The following is a 19,478-nucleotide window of genomic DNA, read 5'->3' as shown; positions in this document are numbered from 1 at the left end:
GGCCTGGCGGCCCTGCGGCGGTGCTGACGCACCGCCAGGTGCGGGGGTGCCGGCTGCGCCGTCACCGTGCGTGGTTGCTGGGCCGGGGCTGCGCCCCGGGGCCCGGCTGCGCCGGGCGGGGGCGGGTGGGTGACTGGGGCAATTCGCCGGTGACGAATTGGCTTGCCTGGGGCGGCCCCTGGCGGGGCCTCAACCTGGTGAGTGATAGGCGTCAAAGCGGCACGGGCCTGCGGCCCGCCATCGGGCCTGTTCCGGCCTGCGGCCGGGAGCGTTAACGATGTGGCGTGAATCGCCGGTAGAGGGGCCTCCCCTGGCGGGGTGTCCGAGCGGCGTTGACGATGTGGCGCGAATTTCCGGTAGGAGGGCCATCCCTGACGGGACGGCGGAATTCTGCGGCCCTTCCGTTCATGATATCCCGCGAATTGTCGGTAGAGGGCCGTCGCCCTGATATCGGCCACGGGGCGCGGCGGTGCCCGGCCCCGGCACCCGGGCGGCCCGTGGGGCGGCCTACGGCCTCCGGGGAGGGGTGGGCCAGGGGCGGGGCCCTGCGGGCTCCGCAGGGCCGGGAGCGGCGGGCGGCAGGTGCTGGAGGGCGGCGGCCTGTGGCACCGGCGGCGGGTGCTGGTGCGCGGCGGGCGAAGGCCGGCCCCGGCATCGGCCCCGACGGCGAGGTGCGCCAGGGGGCCGCCGAGCCCACCACCGGGCACCACCGCAGGCCCGCGTCGGCCCGCCTCCCGGCGCCACCGGGGACGGCCCCTGACGGGGCGCAGCCGGGTTCACGGCGCCCGTTCCCGAGGGTGCGGCGGCGGCCACCAGAGCAGCACGGCGGGGCGCCGGGCGGGTACGGCGCAGGCCTGCGGCAGAGCGCGGCCGGCGCCCTTGGGTCGGACACCGAACCCGCCCCTGGGCCGCCTGCCGCCACCCCCTCCGGACCGCACCGGCAGCCCTGCGGCCTGCCGCAGGACGAACATGCAAGAGGTGTCACCGACTCGGGGTCGAGATGCAAGAGCTGTCAGGGACTTCACCCTCCGGCCCCGGAGAGGCGGCACGGGGAGCAGCAGCGCCCGGTCGGCGGGCGGGAGGCGAACGCGGGCCGGGGCGCAGCACCCCACCGCCTGCCCCCGCCCGAGGCCCCGCGCCCGCGCGCGCGCACGCGCGCGGCCTGCGGCCGCGGCGGGGGTGCCGGCCTGGCGGCCGGACCATGGGTGGCGGGGGTGCGGGCCTGGCGGCCCGGGAGCGCGTGGGTGCGGGGCCGGGCCTGCGGCACCGGCCGGGGTGGCGGGCGGGTCCGTGGTTGCGGGCGGGTCCGTGGTGGCGGGCGGGTCCGTGGTGGTGGGCGGGTCCGTGGTGGTGGCCTGCGGCCCCCTGGCGGGGGCACAGCGGGCACGGCCGGGGCCTGGTGGTTGTCGGGCGCGGGGTGGCCGGGCCGGGCGGCCTACGGCCCCCCAGGGCGACGGCACACCCCTGGGGGTGTCCTCCCAGGGTGTGCGCGGCCCCCTGGTTGCCGGGCCTGTCGCTCCGGGGAGCAGCGGGGCGGGAGCAGCCGGGGGCGGGGGTGTGCGGCCCGCGGGTGATTCAGGCCGGGACGGCGGGCGAATCCGGCGACCGGCGCGGCGGCGAATCGAGGCCGTGCGGGAAGGCGCACCGCCGGGGAATCCGGCGGTGCGCGCAGGGGTGAAATCGGCCATGATTCAGAGGGTGAACACGGCGACGGACAGGCCGGTGGCCGGAGGCCGAACACGGCCGGGGTGAGCGGTGAAACTTCCGGGGAATCAAGCGGTGAACCAGGCAGGGAATCAAGCGGGCCAACGGGGCCGTTCCGGCTGATCACTCCGGCAGGCAATTCCGTGGATTCGACGCGATGGAATCCCGGTGTGTTCCGGAGACCGCCGGAGAACGTCCGGCAGGCGGAAAGACCAGCGTCGGAAAGGGGTGGCACCGCCCGCTGTCCCGCACCACGAAATCCGGGACCACCGGAGAACACCACAGGCGGGCGCGGCACCCTCCGGTCCGGCAGCACGTGAACGGAATTCGCGAGCGGCGCGAGCGGTGGAATACGAGGGCCCGTCCCCGGAATCCGTACGACGCCAGGCAGGACGCGGCGCCGGCGCGGGGCCCAGCCGGGCGGCAGCCCGGCGAACGGGGCGGCGGGGCGGGGCGCAGCCGGGCGGCGGCCCGGCGAACGGGGCGGGGCGCAGCCGGGCACCACCACCTGGCCCTCCAACTCCTCCTGATCCCCGCCGCACACGGGCGGCCTGGCGGCCCCGGTGGAGGTGCCGGCCCGGCGGCCGCACCCGGGGGCGGCCGGGGGCCGGTGCCTGACGGCCCGGCAAGGGGGCCGGCGGCAGGCCCGGGCACCTGCGGCACCAGGACGGCGGCGGGCCAGTGGCAGACAGGCACGCGACGAGCAGGCGGGCGGGGACCGGCCCGGGGACGGCGGCCAGACACAGCCGCCCGCCACCGACGGCACGGCGCAGCGGCAGCCCGGTGGCGGCCGCGGGCGGATGGCCGGCGGGCAACGGGGAGCAGCCACCCCGCCCGTCCGGCAACGGCTCGTACAGGACGTCCCTGATCGCCCCGTCGACCGCCCGCATCGAGGTGGTCAGCATGTGCTCGCCGTCGAATCACCAGCTCACCATCCGCAGCACGCACCAGAGCCACCAGCAACTCCCGCGTGTGCCAGGTCGAAGTAACCAGCTAGCGGAACTTCAGCGGTTCCATAGCGTCGGACGCAGCGCCGCGATCACCTGGTCCTCCAGAGCTTTTGCTTCGTTGCCGGTGACCGTGACGGCCCAACAAAGCTCCAGCTCAGCCCGTGCAAGTGCTGCTTTGGCCCACCGTGCGGCTCTCATAGGCTGGCCGGTCTCGACTTCGGCCAGGCGCTCGCGCAGCCACTGCGGGTCGGCCAGAGCGCGGTCCAACGCCGCTTCACCCAGTCCAGACGCCAACCCGCTTGTGTACTTCGCGATCCGCCCCTGCATGCCTCGGGCTGGCCTCGCACCGTTCCCTGCCCGCTCCTTGGCGCAGCCCACGTACACCACATGGCCCTCCAACTTCGACCGCGCTATGTACACCCCCGGCAGGCGCGGCACCGCCAACCGCGCCTTCTCAAGGCTCACCCAGGCCGACCACTCCGCCATCCCCCACACGTCCATCCACCGCTCCCTCCCCGAACCAGCCTCAACCCTACGGACCCACCATCAACGCCGTCTTGGGAACTGCCCCGCCCCAGAACGCACACAGGATCAGGGGCTCGCCGGGCCGGGACGGCGGCCACCCCCACGGCCCGGAGCCGAAGCGGCGGCCAGGGCGGCCCGATACCGGGGACGGGCCTCCCGCACGGCCCCCAAGCGCCCGAAACCCGCCGCTCCCCCGCCCAGTCCCCCGGCGAACCCCCGCACGAAATCCACGACCCACCGAAACAGCCCCGAACGGCGAAAATACCAGTCGAATCGACGAGGAAAACCAGGACAGAAACCAGCGGCGATTCCAGCGACATTCCGACGGGCCGTCAATTCACCGTAACACCCCGCAGCGGCCCCAAACCCAGGAGCCGCCCGCCGAACCCCCGCCAGCCGGGAAGGCAGCCACACACCGTCACCCAAACCGGACCGCCCCGGAACCCCGCCAGGCCGCCGAACGACACCCGACCACCCGCCCAGATTGGTCCACCAGAAGCCGAAACCAGCGCGAGAAGTGCCGCGAGGTCACACACCGGCACCCGAGCCGAACAACCCCACACCAAGGCCGGGCAGAGCGGGGCCGGGGCCGGACAAGCCAGGACCTGGCCGGGACAGAACCGCGGGGACGGAACCGCGGGGCGCCAGGTGCGGCCGCATCCACCCGGCGGGCGGCGCGACGGGCGAGCCCGGCCGGGGAGCAGCCAGGCGACAGACCGGGACACCACCCCGGCGAACGTGGACGTCCGTGGGGGGCTGGCGGGCGGGTACTGGGTGGTGGGTGCGACGTGGCTGGCCGTCCAGCGGGCGCAGCACGGCCGGCCTGCCGTACGGCGGGCGGCAGGCCCGCGGCCGCCCGCCCCCTTGAGACCGCAGGGCTTCCCGTCCAGAGGGTGGCGCTCGTGTCCAAAGTCGGAATGCGCTGGGCATAGCCGCACAACGCGCAGCGGGGCCGGACAGGGTGTTCCTGTCCGGCCCCGCTGCTGTCGTCACGCGCCAGCTTCCTCTCCTGGCGGCGCGTCTGCAGGCTGCTCGTCACCGGGTTCGGCATCAGGCATGGGGACGAGTCGGTCTGTGTCAGACAGTTCCAGCGGCCGGTGAATGCCCTCGATCGGAGGGGAGTCGTTGTCGGTGACGATGATCTGCAGGCGGTCGACGTGTTCGGTGGCAGTACGCAGGAGGCTGGCGTACATCTTGCGCAGGCGTTCGAGGTCGACGCCTTCGTGGCCAACGTTGCTGCTGATGCCGTCGATGATCAGGAGGTTGGGCAGGGGGATGTCGGGGTCGTTGAGTGCCACATGTTGGTGGGCAAGGACGTGGGCGACGTTGACCAGTACCTCGACGCCTTGCGATTGCAGGTCAGCGAAGGGGCGGCCGTCCACGACCGGCATGTACGTCTTCTTGTTGATGTAGGAGCCTGGCTGGTTGTCGAAGCGGGGTGCGTCGAAGCTGCGGAGGGCTGCTTCGAAGGCGTAGCGGGCGGTGCATGGGATTCCCGGGGCACCTTCGCGGATCCTGTGCACCGGCGAGGTTGGCAGGTTAGGGCCGGTCGGGTCTCCGTCGTAGGTGGAGGCCCGACCGGGAGCACCGGCTCGACGCCTCGATGGAAGGAACCGGATGATTCCCCACCGGGCTCACGAGATGCGCCGGTCAGTCGGCGGGGATACCCGTGCGCTGTGTCTCGTGAGCGGGTGGTGGTGCGAGGGCGTCGGCGGCGCGGGTGTTGCCGCGCCCGAGGAGTTCGGCGGCGATGGCTGGTGCCCGGTCTCCGAGGCGGTCCCGTGTCAGTGTGCGTGTGGGGGGCAGGGCTTCCACCAGGTCGGCGTACTCGGAGAGGGTGCGGGGGCCGAGGTCGGAGAGCAGGATGTCGGCGTACCAGTCGCTGGACGGGCCGTGCAGGCGGCGGGCGAGCTGGGCGATGTCCGGGACGGGGCGGATGTTCGCGAAGGCCTCCATGAGCGGCGGGACCACGCGTTCCATCTGGCTGTTGCGCAGGGTGGCGACCAGATCGGCGACTTCTTGGGGTGTTCTCGTTCTGTATGAGGTGGTCATGAGCTGGGCCAGGTCGGTGAAGCCGGCTCGGTGGAGTTGGAGGGCGAGGCGGCCGGTGTCGGTGGGGGTGTAGATGTCCGCGTAGCGCAGGACGCTCTGTCGGGCGTCCTCGTGCTGTCCTCGGCGTGTGAGGTCGCCGAGGAGGGCGACGAGCTGGTCGGCCGAGCGGGGGGTGTCGGCGTCGTCGGCCCCGGGGGTGAACGGCTCGTGTGGGGGGCGTGGCGGTGTTTGTGTTCCGGCCGGTCGGTTCTTCTCGGTGGTGGTGTCCTGGCTGTCCTCGGCGGCGGGGCCGGTATCCGTCGAGGCTGCGTGATGTTCTCCAGGCTCCGGGTGCGGTTGCCGTTCGGGTTCCGGGGCGGTGTTCGGCGGTGCGGTGTCGTGCGGCTCCGGGGTGGCCGGCTTGGCGGGAGCGCAGGCAGGCTGCTCGCCGGAGGGGTGTGTGAGTTCCTGCCCGGGTTCCGCGAACGTGTCGGCCGGGTCGGAGTGGTCGAGTCCGGTCGGCGTCCCGGGAGGGCCGGGGGCGTCCGCTGGGGGCGGGGTCGCCTCGTCGGCCGTGCGGGGTTGGCCGGCGGGCTCCTCGGGTGCCCGCGCTGGGTCGTTCGGGTTGTCGGTGGGAGTGGGGTGGTTGATGTTGTCGTATGGCCAGGACACGTGGTGGGAGGGAAGGGGCGACCCGGGTGGTGGAAGCGGGCTCCAGTAGATGTCCTGGAGGTTCCCGGGGCCGGCCTCGTCCGGGCGTTCGAGGACCGTGCCCGCAACCGGCTGATCGTGCAACGCACGGGTGGGCGGCGGCGGGGAGGAAGAGCCGGCGGTGTCATGGAGCGGAGCGGCCGGCGCTCGGTTCGGTGCCTCCTGATCGCGCGCCCCGGCTCGGTGCGCGGTGATGGATCCGACCCCGGCCTGGGCCGCGGACATCGGGTCCAGGAGCTCGGGGGCCAGTCGCCATGTGCTGGTGGGTTTCCAGGTCCTCGTCGGAAGGTCGTAGTACTGCTGCAGGTACCTCTGACGATCTGGGTGACGGAGTGTTTCCAGGGCTGCCCGGAGGCGGGCGTTCTCCGCCCTGAGGGCCTCGTTGTCGGCCCTGAGGCCTTCGTTGTCGTGATGGTGGCGGTCGAGTTGGTCCTGGAGCTCGTAGTACTGGTGCAGGATCGGGTCGTCGTGCCGCAGAGCGGGGAGGTAGGTGCCGGTGACGGTCGACCGGTCGTCGTCGCCAAGGGGGCCCGCGTGGTTGTCGGCGAGGTCCAGTAAGTGGTCCAGGACGTCGCGTGGGGGGACCTTGTCGCCGGATCCGATGCGTTGCACGGTCGAGAGGCTGTAGCCGTTGCCGAACCTCTCGGTCAGGTACTCGGACAGTCTCCGGTAGTTGATTCCCTGGTCTTTGAGCGGTTCCAGCACGTGTGTACGCAGTGCCTTGACGAACGCGTGGACGTCGGGTGCGAGAGCGTTCAGGTCGTCGTTGGTGCGTCTGCCCGGTTTCGCGCCGCGCTTGGGTAGACCGTCCTTTGTTCCAGACACTGAACGTGTCTCCCCCCTGGTCAAAGGGGTTGTTTCCCCCCTGGATCCGATTGTTCCAGCTTGAGGGCCAATTCGGTTTTAGGCCACGGTAGTTGCACCGGCGGATCGCCGGAAGCAACCGCACATCGGTCAGGAGGACCACCATGTCCAGGCACAACCCGCGCACTCGGGCCCGCCGTCTCGCCCAGCCCACCGACGACGGCAACCGCGAGCGGGGGAACACGGACCGCGGACGTCGGCTCGGACGGCGTCTGGCCCGTATCGGGATCCTGGGCGTCGTACGGGGCGCGGCCGGCACGCTCGGGAGCAGCGGCGTCACCCTGGTCGTGTGGTGGCTGCAGCACCGGTGAATCCGAGATCGACCCGTGGTGGTGCCCGGTGTGGCCGATCACCAGGCAGCGCGCCTACGCGGTCGCCCGGTCGTGGTGGCTCGACTCCGACGGGCGGGTCGACTGGGCGCGGCTGCCGCTGGAGACGGTGTTCGAGGGCGAGCAGCTCGGCCGCTGGGTCCAGGCCCAGCGGGCCGGCTCGCCCGATCTGGAGGCCGATCAGCGGGACCTGCTCGCGGCGATCGGCATCGAGGAAGATCCCGAGCTGGCGGCCGCGAAGGCTGCGGCTGAGGCGAGGCCGACGGTGTCGCGCACGGACCGGTTCGCCCAGGGCCTGGCGGCGCTCGCGGCGTTCGTGGAGCGGGGGGAGCGGCATCCCCGGGTGCCCCGCCCGCACAAGGAGCCGGTCGAGGCCGTGGAGGCCGGCCCCGGGCGGGGTGGAGCAGGTGGTGGTGTCGCACTTCGCGCTGGGCACCTGGCTCAACAACCAGAAAGCCCGCCGCGCGAAACTCAGCCCGGGACAGCTCGCCCAGCTCGCCGAACATGGCGTGGAATGGGCGTAGCGGGCGGCGGTGGGATTCCCGGGACACTCACGTGATTCCCGTACACCGACGAGGTCGGCAGGTCAGGGCCGGTCGGGCCTCCCTCGTAGGTGGAGGCCCGACCGGGAACACCGGCTCGACGCGCCTCAGCGGACGACCCGGACGATTCCCGCCGGACTCATGAGATGCGCCGGTCAGGGGCCATTCAAGCCCCGGCGCAGCGGCAGGAACTCACACACGTCTTCGTGAACGTCGTAAGCCGGGCCTGATGGCCGCTCAGTCCGCCGCCGCCGGCGTCTCGCTGTGCGGGCACCAGGAGGAGGCCCTAGAGGCCATCGTGCGGGGTCTGACGCCCCGTCCTGGACACCCGGTGCCCTCCGACGGGCTGCGGGTGACCATGCAGATGGCCACCGGGTCCGGCAAGTCGTACGTCGGGGCCGCGGCCGGACAGAAGCTCGCGCCGAGGAGCGCCGTCCTGGTCGTGGTGCCGACCCTGGACCTGCTGGTGCAGATGATCGGCTCGTGGCGGGCCGCGGGCCGCTCCGGGGACATGCACGCGGTGTGCTCCCTGGTCGACTCCGAGCTGCCCCACGGCATGGGCGAGCACCAGCCCTCTGATGATCGCCATGTGGCTCGCCCATGCCGCAAAGCACCGCCGGCCGACCACGCTGTTCGCCACCTACACGTCCGTGGGCGCGATCGCCGACGCCTACGAGTACTGGGCCGAGCACCCGGGCGCTGCCGCCGCGTTCGTCGCACCTCCGGTGCGGTGCGCTAAACCGTTATGAGCTGTTGCAGGTTCGCGGGGTCCATGCCCCTGCACCAAGTCGAACCATCGAGGTTCATTGCCTACTCGGCGTCCGCTTCATGCTTCGGCCGCCGCCAGGCATCAAACTTTCGTTTGAAGGCACTGATCATTCTTCTCAAGGCTTCAGATGAGTTTTTGAGAACCCAAAGTAATTCACCGGTTACAGCGAACGATCCGACCGCCACGGCGCTCCAGCGTAATGATGAATCCGCACAGGTTGGGGGGACAGCGATGAGCGTCAATCCAGCCAGAAGGCAGAACAATCCCAGGGCAAACGTCAGCGACGCAGCCGCCACCCATTTTTCATACCGCTCTCTATGCTCATCTAGGATCCCAGTCATCGCCTTGCGACGATAGTGGTGCTCCCAGTCTGGGAACCACATCATGAGCTCGGCTGGAGTTACTTTCCAGCTTTGCGCCCAGAATAAGGCTTGAACTGTGAAAATTAAGAATAATGCAGCCATCACAAAGAGGAGAAATGGAAGGTTGCGCCAGTAAATAACTTCCGCTGACAGGTTGAGTGTTTGAATGGAGGCTGCCAGAGAGAACCCGGCCAGGAACGGCGCAGTGTTCCTCCCGACCGTCACATGGGCCTCGGTCGCACCATAACGGACAGGAGTGGGGTCCCACCAGGGGAAGTGCCCTCCCTTTCCGTCAGATGGCTGACGGTCTGTGGCTTTCAAGTGTGTCAACCGCCTCACCTAGGTAGTGTGAGCACGGAGTCTTGATGAGTGCGAACTGAGAGGTCCATATGGCTTCGTCCGAGCCCATCGTTCCTCCGCCCCAGGGCGGTGCACTGCCGGGCGGGAAATTCAGCCGCAAGTGCGGCAACTGCCTGCGGGCGCTCTCTGACCCGGAGCGAAAGGCCGACCATGCTCCTAGCTGCCCACGGGACAGCGGAATCGCCGCCGTCGATGCGGCCTCCCTCCGCACCGACATCCCGGCCTTCCGTCCGGGGGACACGCTCAAGGTTCACGTCCGTGTCATCGAGGGCAGCCGTTCCCGCGTCCAGGTCTTCCAGGGTGTCGTCATCCGCCGTCACGGGGCAGGGGTCCGTGAGACCTTCACCGTCCGCAAGGTCAGCTTCAACGTTGGCGTGGAACGCACCTTTCCGGTGCACACCCCGGCCGTCGAGAAGATCGAGGTCACGACCCGCGGTGCGGTTCGCCGCGCCAAGCTCTACTACCTGCGTGAACTCCGCGGCAAGGCCGCGAAGATCAAGGAGAAGCGCGAGGCCGGAGGTAATCTGCCATCCCGGACGGCAACCTAAGAAGGCGGACCACCGCCCCATTTTCGACCAGGATCGGTCTCAGATCTCTTTCTTTGGCTTCCGGGGACCGAAAACCGTCCGGAGCAGCGTGGCGTTCTCGGCGATCCGGACGCGCTCCGCATGGGCCTGGGCGGCCTCGGTGATCTGTTGGGCCGCTTCGGTCTGCGTGGCCTGGTCGGCCTTCTGCTGGCAGAAGTGGCAGAGCTTGGTGCCGTCGGAGGCGTAGCGGGGGTTCTTGTATTTGTCGGCGGTGCGGTGGCAGTGGGGGCAGGCGGTGGCGAGGAGTTCGCGTTGCTGGCGGCGGTGTTCGGCGGCGTCGTTGTCGGCTTGCTGCTGGGCGCGCTGGGCTTCGCGGTGCTTGGCGTACGCCTGGGGTCCGTCGTGGTCGTCGAGGGCGGCGTGGAGGGGCTGGAGGGGGCCGTCGCGGCCGGCGCGGCGCCAGATCGGGGAGAGGGGGCCGCGTTCGATCAGCAGCTCCAGGCTGGTGAACAGGATCGGGATCGCTTCGCTGCGGTCGTAGTAGCCGTCGCCGAGGTGCCGGCCTTGCCAGTGGCGGCGGGTCATCTCGGTGAGTTTGGTGACGCGCTGGCGCAGGGCGCGCTCGCCGAGGTGGCCGAGGACGACGGCGACGGGCGGGTGGCCGGGGCTGCCGGTGCCGGGGTAGGTGCGGCGCCAGTGCGGCTCGGTCTTCTTCCACTCCAGGTAGCCGATGGTGCCGCGGGAGTGGGGGTTGGGCAGCGGGTGGCGGTGGTCGAAGAAGCCGCGGTAGTCGTCGAGCTTCTTGGCCACGATCGGGTTGGACTCGTTGTCGAGGTCGACCTCGACCAGGAGCACCGGCAGGCCGTGGTCGGGGGCTTGCAGGACGGCGTCGGCGCGGACGGTGGGCTTGTGCGGGGTGAGGTGTTCGATCTCGGTGGCCCACTGCTCGATCCGGCCGACGCCGGGCCCGACGCCGGGGGCGGTGCGGTCGCCGTTGACCTGCTTGTCCGGGATGTTGGGGCCGGTGCCGCCGACGACGAAGGCGATGATGGTCTCGGTGACGGCCAGGGCGTGCCCGGCGGCCGAGCTGGTGCCGGCCTTGCGGGCGATGCCGCCCATGTTGCGGCCGTCGGGGAACAGCGCGCGGGCCGCGTCGCGCCCGGCGGTGGTCATCCCCCAGATGTCCCGCCCGTCCTCACCGGTGCCGTGTTTGACGGTGATCCGCTTCTTCTCCAGATCGTTCAGCGCGGCGCGGGCGAATTTGTTCTCCAAGGCGTCCGGGCGCGGCAGCCGCCAGAGCTGGTGGCCAGTGACGATCTTCAGGACGGCGATGGCGCGCAGGACGTCGGCACGCAGGTCGTTGGAGGAGCCGCCCGGGTTGGCCTTGGACGCCTTGCGGGTGCGCTTGCGCGGCACGGCAGCGGCGGCCTGGCCGTCGGGTTGGTCGGGTGTGCCCGGGGCGGGCTGACGGGGGCTCACGGCGCTCCCCCTCGCTGGTCTGCGGTGCGGTGGCTGACTGCTCTGCATACCGCACGCCGCCGACAAGTCGATCACGCCCACCGCGGCCGCCACCGACCGGGCCCGCCCGCCGACCCGGCCACCGCCGACCCGCCGGCCCGGCCGCCCGCACTCACCGGAACGCCCGAGCTGCCCGGCCGCGGCGCGAGCACCGGGCTGCGCCCTGGGGCCGGGGGACAGCCCGGGGGTTGGGCGAAGGGCCCGAGTGGCCCGGAGCGAGACCCTGATGGAGCCGCGCCAGGCGACAGAAGAGGGTTGTCGGCAACCGGCGCGACCCGAAATTGGGGCTGTGAGCTGGGGAAATGTCGAAACGCCTGCGAGGAGATCCCCCCGGGGCACCACCCGGGGACGGCCCCGGGGAGACACCCGGGGCGCTGGGGCGGGCTGTTTCGCCTCGCTGGGCCCCTGGCACGCCTTGACGGCGGCTCACAGCGGCCCTGAACGGCCACACAGAACGCTACCCGCTGCGGGCCCGCCGCATGGCTGCCAACGGCCGCCTGGGCGCCGTGTCAGGCCCGCAGGGTGCCGAGCGTGGAGACCGTCGGCTCAGGTACCGGGCGCAGCCGGGCGGGCGGTGTGGTGGTCGGTGCTGGCGGCCGGGCGGCGGGGAGGAACTGCGGGATGACGGCGGCGAGGCCGGCGGCGGCCTCCAGGAGGAGCGGGTCCTCGCCGGGTCGCTCCAGGAGGGCCTGGGCGAGGTGGAGCGCGGACTCGAGGACGGCGGCCGGCGCCTTCACGAGGCGCAGCGCGGCGATGGCGTCCACGGCGGCCTGCTGGGCGGGCTGCGGCGGCTGCGGGTTGGCCGGAGGGTCCGGGACGGGCGTGGGCCGGGCCCAGGCCGGTTCTGGGCGGCTGGCGGGGCGCTGGAGGGCGTTGCTGACGCCGGGGCCGGGGCCGAGGCCGCGCCGGGCGGCCGGAGTGCTGCTCACGCCCGGGTCAACGAGCGCGGACGGGCCGGGTGGCGCCCGCCGGGCGGCGCGCGGCCGGCACTCGCCGGACGCACACCACAACCAACAGCCCCGCAGGGTGGAGACCCCCGGCTGTCCGGACCGTCACCCAAACCGCACCCACCCACCACCAGCAACCAGGGCAAAGGGACAGACAGAAGGGGGTTGTCGGATTTTCCGGCGCTCCGAAAACCGGCTCTGACCTGCGGGAACGCTCGGGCCGGGCGAGGAGCGAGGGGGTACCTACGGTGGTATCTGCGGGCGTACCTGCGGTGGTGCCCTCGGTGGTACCTGCGGTGGTACCTACGTGCAGCTCGCCTGGTCGGCAGGGTCGGGTCGGCGAGGGCGGCGGCGCCGCTCAGCGGGCGCTGCGCAGCGCGGTGTCGCAGATGCGGCAGGCCCAGGGGCGCCATCGCTGCGGCCAGCGCTCGCCGGGGGCGGTGGGCTGCCAGCGGGTGGGGAGCATCCGGGCGGTGGAGGTACCGCAGAGGGTGGTGTCGGCCGGGTCGCCGGGCGCGTCCGGGCCGGAAGCGGCGGCGTGGACCAGGTGCACCGCGGCGGGCTCGGGGTCCTCGCCGGACACCTGGTAGAGGTGGGCGTCGGCGGGCTCGCTGAGCTCCAGCAGGATCACCATCGGCATGGTCACCACCGTGGACCCGGCCGGCCTGGCCCGCACCCCGGAGGCGCGCCAGGCCGCGGGCGGCGGCGCCCGGAGGGCCGGTGGGTCAGCGGTCGACGGGCCAGCTGAGGGCGTTGGCGCCCTGGTGCTGGCGCAGGACCGCGTCCAGGGCCAGGTCGGTGTCGGGGAAGCGCTTCGGCCGGGAGTGGTTGTCGGTGAGGAGCCGGTCGGCGGCGCCGCGCTGGTAGAGCAGCGCGATCGGGCCGCCGAGGCCCCACGGCCCATCGGGCAGGGGCGCGGTCCAGCCGACCGGCTCGCCGTCCAGGCGGAGCTGGAGGACGCCTTCGGCTTCGGGCGCGATCCAGCGGCCCTGCTCCCAACCGGGGCCGAAGGTGAAGCTGAGGTCGTCGAGGTAGTCCGGGAAGTCGAAGCGGGTCTCGGGGTCGGTGCATGCCTCGCGCCGGACCTGCTCGGCGGCCTGGGCCGGGGTCAGCTCGGTCGGCGCGCCGACCTCGGGCCCCGGGGCCGGGCCGGGGTCAGCTCGGTCGGCGGCCGGGTCGGCGGTGTCGAGCAGACCTTGGTCCAGGGCCTGGCGCACCAGCAGGGCCGCATCGTCGGCCGAGGCGCACGCGAGCGGCCGCTCGGGCCGGTCGCCGTCCACGAGGAACTGGCCGTCGACCAGGACGGCCCAGCCGTCCACGCGGCCGGCGCCGTGCTCGATCCAGCCGAGCGCCCGGCCGTCCTTGCGGACGTAGAAGAGGCCGGGGGCCCGGCTCCAGCCGACCAGGTCCCAGCCGGGGCCGAGCAGCGCGGTGGCGTTGCGGATCACGTCGTAGCGGCCCAGGCCGCGCAAGTACGGCTCCGGTGGCGGGCGCAGCAGATCGCCGTTGTGCTGGCGCGGCAGTGCGGCCGGTGAGGCGGTCCCGACCGACTCACCGGCGGGCTGCCCCTGGTCCTGGTGCTGACCGGCGGCTTCGGTTTCGCCTCGCGAGGCGAATGAGGCCGGCTCCTGGTCATCATCGAGACCGGGGATGGGGGCGTTCGGGTCGAAATCGGGGATCTTCGACAGGTCGATCCGCTCCAGCATCCTGCGGTGGTGGCGCTCGTCGTCGGTGAGGTCGGGCCAGCGGGCCTTGTCGCGGATCTTCTGGCCGGTCGAGAAGGCGCGCTGGCTGTAGCCGGGCAGCCGCAGTCTCAGTTCCTCGAAGGCTGCGACCGGGTCGCCGGTGGCGGTCTCCTCCAGGAAGGCGGCGAGCTTGCGGTGCAGCGCGTCGGCGATGCCGAGGAGGTAGCGGCCGTCCTCGCCCCAGCGGTCGTCGTCGGCCCGGACTGCCGCAGTTGGTGTAGCAGCAACGGGGGTGGCAGCGGGTGCAGCAAGGTCCGGCGCAGCAGCGGGAGCGGGTGTAGCAGCAACCGGTGCAGCAGCGGGGGCCGGAGTAGCAGCAGCAGGATCCGGTGCAGCAGCGGGTGCAGCAGCCTCGACTGCTGCTGCTGCTTCGCGGGCCTTGAGCTTGGCGCGGTCAGCCTTGCTGCGGCACGAGCGGGAGCAGTACTGCTTCGGACGTCCGGTGCGCCCCTTCGGCGCCGGGTTGTCGCACTCCGGGCGCTCGCACACCCGGGCCGGGGCCTCGCTGTCGGCCGGCGAATCGGTGGCCGTGACCGGCGGGGCGCTGTCCATAGCCCGGATCGTAGCCGCCCAGGTCAGCCACCGGGCCGGGTTACGCCTCGACCCGGCAGCGAGGCGTTACTCAGCGGTTCGGCGGCCGAGGACAAGGGGGTAGCAGCAGCGTGCAGCGCCGCACGGGTAGCGGCTGCTTCCTGCTGCACGCTGCTGCTACCCAGACCGGGAGGACGCGGGTGCGACTGGAGTCGCACCGGCTCTGAGCTGCGGTGGAAAGTTCGGCGGGGCGGAACTCACCGGGGTCCGGGGTGAAACTCACCAGCGGCTGGGGGTGCCGGTCGCAGTGCGCGGTCGGCACGGGGCCGGGGTGCGATTGCGTCTGCGACGCGGGTCGCGGTCGCACGCCTATGACCTGCGACGGGGAGGTTCAGCGAGGCGGAACCGGGTGGGTGGGGAGCAGCAAGAAGGCGCGCGGGGCGGCTTTGGCGCGGATTCGAGACAGAGCGGATTGACGCCACTACTGTCAGCAGTCGGTGCTGTGATGCAAGGTCGGACGCACCGCCGAAACGGAATGCGCCTGTCCGGGGCTGACCCGCCGGGCCATGAGACGGAAGATCGGTGACGCAGGATGGCTATCGGAGATGCCCTGACCGCCCACACGTTCGAGCTCAGCCTGGGCCAGTTCCAGGTTGAGACCGTCCAGTCGATCGACGGCCTGACCATTGGGCAGGACGTCATCGAGGTCAACGACTCCACCACGGTTCAGGACCTGGTCGGCGAGGTGAAGCCGAAGGTCGTCCAGCCCGGAACAATCACGCTCGCGCTCCCGACAGAACAGGCCCAGGCCCTGGCCAGCGCGGCGGAAGACAGCACGCCGGAGCTGGCTGTCCTCCGAATCTCCGACGCTACGGGCCACGTCCGAAGGATTAAGCTCATGCAGGGATGGGTCTCCCGGTGGGAGGGGCCTTCGCTCGGTGCAGGCCAATCGTCAGGGGACACCGAGTCGGTCACGATCACGTTCGAGGAGATCGTCGTCGAGTAGCAGGTGTTACACGGTCCCGCCCGGGACCGCTTACAGCTCCTTTCAGGCCCGCCGGCCAATAGTCGGCGGGCCTGAACCCGTTCGGTTCCCCCTTCAGCGGCTGGGTGGGCTAAAGCAACGGCATTGGGGCGGAACTCACCAGGCCCCGGGGTGAAACTCACCAGCGCCGATGACAGGCGTGCGGCGATCGGTACCTGGCGCCCACGGGGTGCAACGCAGGGGTGCAACACGGGACCCCAGGCCCTATTGACGGGCATCGCCGCAGGTCAGGGGTGCAACGCTGTCGTTGTGTTGCACCCGGTGTTGCACCTGTGTTGCACCTCGCGTTGCAGTGCCGGCCCGGTCGGCCGAGGCTCCGGGCGGGCGGCGGGTGCGGTCAGTTCCGGTCGTCGGGGCGGAACTCACCAGGTCCCGGGGTGAAAGTCACCAGCGCCGGCGGTCGCAGGCCCAGGCCACCGAGCACTGTCGCGCCGGACTGTCGCGCCCAGACCACACACAGGGGTTCGCGAGTATCTCCCCAGGTCACAGGGCGCGACAGCCCTCAACGCGACAGGCGACGCGACAGGTCACGCGACAGCGGCGGCGTGGCGGCTCACGGGCCGGGGTGGACCTCCAGGCGCTTCTCACCGGGGCGGCGCGGGGCGAGCACCGCGCTGTAGTGCTTGTCGAAGGCGAGCAGCGCCGGGCGGGTGAGGCGCCAGGCGAGGACGGCGTTGACGCAGTCGGCCAGGCCGAGCCGCATGCCGAGGTGGCGGCGCATCAGCTCCTCCGCCTCGAGGAGCAGCGGGCGGTCGATGGTGGCGATCTGGACGCGGCCCTGCCCGGCGAGGGCGCCGAGGCGGGTGACCGCGTCGACCGCCGCCCGTTCCCCGGCCCGGGTGTGCAGCAGGTGGTCCAGCTCCGCCAGCACCAGCGGGGAGATCAGCAGGATCTTGGGTACGTTCAGCGCCTGGACCCCGACCTTGTGGAGCACGTCGCGGCCGTTGAACGCGGCCAGCAGCACTCCGGTGTCGGCCACCGCGAGCACCGGGGCGGCCGGCCCAGGGACGGTGGGGGTCACCGGCCGAAGCCTTTGGCCAGGTAGTCGTCCGCGTGGGCGGCGAGGTCGGGCGGGCCGTCGAACAATGCCCAGTCCGCGAAGGCGGACTCGCCGATCGTGGTGGTCGGCAACTTCAGGGTGCCGGCCGCGTACTCCAGCGCCAGCGCCTCGGCCGGGCGGCCCAGCACACCGGCGAGCTCGCGCAGCACCGCGGCCTGAAGCCTGGTCGAGTGGCAGGCCGTCGTAGATGCCGTGGTCTGCGGCGGTGAGACCTTGGAGGGCGAGGTCGGCGTAGTCGGCGATGGCGGCGTGCAGCGGCTTCTCCCCGGGGCCGGTGACGGCCAGGGTCTCCAGTGCCTGGTCGTCGCCGGTCCACGCGGCTTCGAGGGCGACGAGGCTCCCCTCCGAGTGCGGCCAGCACTTCGCCCTCGCTCCAGTCGGCTCGGCCCTCGCCCCACACCCCGCATGCGGTGCTCAGCCGCCGTAGCGACGGCCAACTGATGCACCGTCAGCTTCCATTGGCGCGAGCACTTCAGTGCTCGCACAGCCATCTACCCTGCGGTGTATCCGCAGACCCTCCAGTTTCGGTCATGCTGGCCACGGCCAGTGCGATCTGGGCCACAAACACGAGCCGGGGCCGCGCAGCGCCCCGGACAAGGGGCCGCGCCCGCACGCGCGCCATCCGCCAGCCACCTGCCGATCCGGACGCACACTGCTGACGCCCCAAGTCTGGGCCCCGCCCGTGGGAGGCGGAGGGCGGGAGTACGAGCCTGGCCTGCCACGCGGTCAGCTCCGGTGCGGGTTGTCCGCCCTGCTCCAGCGCGGCTGGGTGGACGGTGGCGATGGCCGGCTCGCCCGCTGCCTCACGTCAACAACAGCAGGTGCTCCGAGGTCCCTCCAGGATTCACGTAGCATCACCCTCCTTTGGGTCGCAAACGACCGTCTTCGATGGAAGATCGCAACGAGGGGGACCTGATGTCCAGTTTCGGACGCCGACGGATGCTCGCGCTGCTGGCCGCAGCGGCGTTCGCCGAGCCGCTCCTGGCCACTCGCCTGACAACCGCGACGGCTGCGACGACCGGCGAACTCGCTCCTCTGGTCATGCAGGTGGTGGCTCACGAGGACGACGACATCCTGTTCATGAACCCGGACCTGGCGGCCTCGCTCGCCACCCAGGTACCGACGGTCACGGTCTTCCTCACCGCCGGCAACCAGACCGGCGACCCCTGCCAGACGAACTGCGGGGGCCAACCCGACACCGACTGGGAGCGAACCCAGAACCGCCAGCTGGGAGCGATCAACGCCTACTCCCGGATGGCCGGAGTCAGCGACACGGTTCCGGGCACCGACGAGGAGGGCCGCTGGGCGCGCGACATGCTGCGGGTCGGAGACCGTTCGGTCGAGCGGTACGTCCTGCGAGAGCGTCCCAATGTCCATCTGATCTTCGTCAACCTGCACGACGGGAACCTCATCTCGCTGGAGCAGGACCGGACGGCCACGGACTTCACCGTGACCCCTCCGCCCGTCGACAACCACCCTCCGGTGCAGCCGACGACGTACAACGGCAACCAGGTCGCCGGGCTGCTCAAAGACCTGATGGTCGCCTATCAGCCCTCCGTCCTGCGGGCACAGGACGAGTACCCCGACCCGGCCAAGAGGTGGCACCCGGACCACCTGGCGGCGGCCAGGTTCGCGGCGGAAGCGGCACTGCTGTACCGCGCCGCGCAGCCCGGCACCGCGATGAACCTGGTCCAGGTGAACTACCGGGACTACAACATCGAGACCTCCCCGGTGAACCTCGAGGCCTCGGCGGTGACGGCGAAGGCCGGGATCTTCGCGGAGTACCAGAGCCACGACCACTCCACCGGCAACTACAGCCCGGACTGGTTCTCCCGCATGTACTACCGCTGGTCGCGCGGCACCTCGTGGGCCGGGGTCAACGCGGACGGCCGGCCCCAGGCGTTCGTGGTCCGCAACGGGATGCTCTACACCTGCTGGCGCACGACGTCCGGCGGTTGGTCCGACTCCCTGCAGCTGGCCGATCCGGGAGGGCGGCTGGCGCCGGGGATCGCCGTGGGGACGAACTCCGACGGCCGCCTGGAAGTCTTCGCCCACCGGCTCAGCGACCACCACATCGTCTCGCTGGCCCAGAACACCCCGAGCCAGGAGTGGCGCCAGCGCTGGACCGACCACGGCACACCGAACCCCGGCAACCTCGCCTCGCAGGTGGGATCGCCCGTGGTGGCCAACGACGACGACGACCGGCTCGAGCTCTTCGTCAGGAACGCCGGCGGCGGTCTGAGCAGCAAGTGGCAGACCACCCCGAGCGGCGACTGGTCCAGCGGGTGGGCCGACATGGGCGGCAGCGACATCCAGGACCCGGTGTCCGCGGTGCGCAACGGCGACCGCCGTATCGAGGTCTTCGCCAGCACCTCGACCAAGATGCTGTCCTGGTGGCAGACCTCCCGCAACGGCGCCTTCGCCGGGCCCGGCGAGATACCGGGCGCCCGGCCCGCCAGCCCGCCCAAGGCAGTCCTGAACGGCGCCGGCCGGATCCACCTCGCCTACCGCGAGAGCGGCACCGGAGCCATGGGCATCAGCCGGCAGGTGGCGCCCGGTGGGAGCTGGACCACACCGTCCTTCTACCAAGGCCACGGGGGCGTCGGCGAACCCGCCGCGACCGTGGCAGGGGGGAAGGTCACCCTGTTCGAACGCAACCGCGGCACCGGCGTGAGCTCCACCGTCCAGGCCACGGAAACCGTCTACGCGGCCTGGAAAGACCTCGGCCAGACCGCACTGGACTACCCGGCGGCCGTGACCGACTTCGCCGGAGTAGCCCACGTGTTCGTCATCGGCACCAACGGCAGGATCTACGTCCACCCGATGAACACCCCCGACGGCACCTGGCACGGCCCCTTCTAACCACCCGGCAGCGAGCAGTAGTCGCTGACCGCCGGCCCAAGGGCAGGCGGGTGCGAGACACCGCTGGCCCGGGGCGGCAGGCCGATGGCCTGCCGC

Annotated in this window: 16 protein-coding genes and 1 pseudogene; 7 read left to right on the top strand and 10 right to left on the bottom strand. The window is 71.7% G+C overall.

Features of this window, described 5'->3' with window-relative positions; genetic code table 11:
- Positions 1–2,708: 2,708 nt before the first annotated feature.
- The 3 genes from ACFWA9_RS31050 to ACFWA9_RS31040 all read right to left on the bottom strand — a co-directional run bounded on the left by ACFWA9_RS31050 (position 2,709) and on the right by ACFWA9_RS31040 (position 6,746).
- Complete coding sequence (locus tag ACFWA9_RS31050) at positions 2,709–3,155, bottom strand: hypothetical protein (RefSeq protein ID WP_380391455.1); 447 nt, start codon at positions 3,153–3,155, stop codon at positions 2,709–2,711.
- A gap of 1,013 nt (positions 3,156–4,168) precedes the next feature.
- Positions 4,169–4,702 carry a hypothetical protein gene (locus ACFWA9_RS31045; RefSeq protein WP_380391454.1) on the bottom strand — a complete coding sequence of 178 codons (534 nt, stop codon included), beginning with the start codon at positions 4,700–4,702 and terminating at the stop codon, positions 4,169–4,171.
- Positions 4,703–4,829: 127 nt separating this feature from the next.
- Positions 4,830–6,746, bottom strand: a complete 1,917-nt coding sequence (locus tag ACFWA9_RS31040; RefSeq protein WP_380391451.1) for a hypothetical protein — start codon at positions 6,744–6,746, stop codon at positions 4,830–4,832.
- A 143-nt stretch (positions 6,747–6,889) separates the two neighbouring features.
- On the opposite strand from ACFWA9_RS31040, the gene ACFWA9_RS31035 reads away from it, so the two are divergent.
- The 4 genes and pseudogenes from ACFWA9_RS31035 to ACFWA9_RS31020 all read left to right on the top strand — a co-directional run bounded on the left by ACFWA9_RS31035 (position 6,890) and on the right by ACFWA9_RS31020 (position 8,405).
- On the top strand, positions 6,890–7,096 hold the full coding sequence (locus ACFWA9_RS31035; protein ID WP_380391450.1) for a hypothetical protein: 207 nt from the start codon (positions 6,890–6,892) through the stop codon (positions 7,094–7,096).
- Between the two features lie 28 nt (positions 7,097–7,124).
- Positions 7,125–7,673: a helicase associated domain-containing protein gene (locus ACFWA9_RS31030; protein WP_380391447.1), complete on the top strand. Its 549-nt coding sequence runs from the start codon at positions 7,125–7,127 to the stop codon at positions 7,671–7,673.
- A gap of 212 nt (positions 7,674–7,885) precedes the next feature.
- Positions 7,886–8,149, top strand: a pseudogene (locus ACFWA9_RS31025) (DEAD/DEAH box helicase family protein); the annotation flags it as partial.
- Between the two features lie 85 nt (positions 8,150–8,234).
- Positions 8,235–8,405 carry a hypothetical protein gene (locus tag ACFWA9_RS31020; RefSeq protein ID WP_380391461.1) on the top strand — a complete coding sequence of 57 codons (171 nt, stop codon included), beginning with the start codon at positions 8,235–8,237 and terminating at the stop codon, positions 8,403–8,405.
- Between the two features lie 61 nt (positions 8,406–8,466).
- Here ACFWA9_RS31020 and ACFWA9_RS31015 read toward each other — a convergent pair whose 3' ends face one another.
- Entirely contained in the window at positions 8,467–9,012 is a 546-nt protein-coding gene (locus ACFWA9_RS31015; RefSeq protein ID WP_380391445.1) for a hypothetical protein, read from the bottom strand.
- A 314-nt stretch (positions 9,013–9,326) separates the two neighbouring features.
- On the opposite strand from ACFWA9_RS31015, the gene rplS reads away from it, so the two are divergent.
- Complete coding sequence (rplS, locus tag ACFWA9_RS31010; protein ID WP_380391458.1) at positions 9,327–9,695, top strand: 50S ribosomal protein L19; 369 nt, start codon at positions 9,327–9,329, stop codon at positions 9,693–9,695.
- A 39-nt stretch (positions 9,696–9,734) separates the two neighbouring features.
- Here the strand turns inward: rplS and ACFWA9_RS31005 are convergent, their stop codons facing one another.
- The 4 genes from ACFWA9_RS31005 to ACFWA9_RS30990 form a co-directional block, all read right to left on the bottom strand.
- Entirely contained in the window at positions 9,735–11,153 is a 1,419-nt protein-coding gene (locus tag ACFWA9_RS31005) for a replication-relaxation family protein (RefSeq protein ID WP_380391442.1), read from the bottom strand.
- Between the two features lie 548 nt (positions 11,154–11,701).
- Entirely contained in the window at positions 11,702–12,121 is a 420-nt protein-coding gene (locus ACFWA9_RS31000; protein ID WP_380391440.1) for a hypothetical protein, read from the bottom strand.
- A gap of 376 nt (positions 12,122–12,497) precedes the next feature.
- Positions 12,498–12,779 (bottom strand): hypothetical protein, encoded by a 282-nt coding sequence (locus tag ACFWA9_RS30995; protein WP_380391439.1) that lies wholly within the window; start codon positions 12,777–12,779, stop codon positions 12,498–12,500.
- Positions 12,780–12,864: 85 nt separating this feature from the next.
- The gene (locus ACFWA9_RS30990) at positions 12,865–14,436 is read right to left on the bottom strand and encodes a hypothetical protein (protein ID WP_380391437.1); all 1,572 of its coding nucleotides are present in this window, start codon (positions 14,434–14,436) and stop codon (positions 12,865–12,867) included.
- 571 nt (positions 14,437–15,007) lie between these two features.
- On the opposite strand from ACFWA9_RS30990, the gene ACFWA9_RS30985 reads away from it, so the two are divergent.
- A complete protein-coding gene (locus ACFWA9_RS30985) occupies positions 15,008–15,421 on the top strand; it encodes a phage tail protein (RefSeq protein ID WP_380391435.1) in 414 nt (137 codons plus the stop codon).
- 592 nt (positions 15,422–16,013) lie between these two features.
- Here the strand turns inward: ACFWA9_RS30985 and ACFWA9_RS30980 are convergent.
- Positions 16,014–16,481, bottom strand: coding sequence for a type II toxin-antitoxin system VapC family toxin (locus tag ACFWA9_RS30980; RefSeq protein WP_380391433.1), 468 nt, complete (start codon positions 16,479–16,481; stop codon positions 16,014–16,016).
- Positions 16,478–16,669 carry a hypothetical protein gene (locus tag ACFWA9_RS30975; protein ID WP_380391431.1) on the bottom strand — a complete coding sequence of 64 codons (192 nt, stop codon included), beginning with the start codon at positions 16,667–16,669 and terminating at the stop codon, positions 16,478–16,480. Before ACFWA9_RS30975 ends, ACFWA9_RS30980 begins: the two co-directional genes overlap by 4 nt.
- Positions 16,670–17,435: 766 nt before the next feature.
- On the opposite strand from ACFWA9_RS30975, the gene ACFWA9_RS30970 reads away from it, so the two are divergent.
- Complete coding sequence (locus ACFWA9_RS30970; RefSeq protein ID WP_380391429.1) at positions 17,436–19,382, top strand: PIG-L family deacetylase; 1,947 nt, start codon at positions 17,436–17,438, stop codon at positions 19,380–19,382.
- Positions 19,383–19,478: the final 96 nt, after the last annotated feature.

This window comes from Kitasatospora sp. NPDC059973, from assembly GCF_042737525.1.
Classification (GTDB): Bacteria; Actinomycetota; Actinomycetes; order Streptomycetales; family Streptomycetaceae; genus Kitasatospora.
Note: the sequence above shows the minus strand (reverse complement) of the source record. Positions and strands in the feature narration are given on the sequence as shown.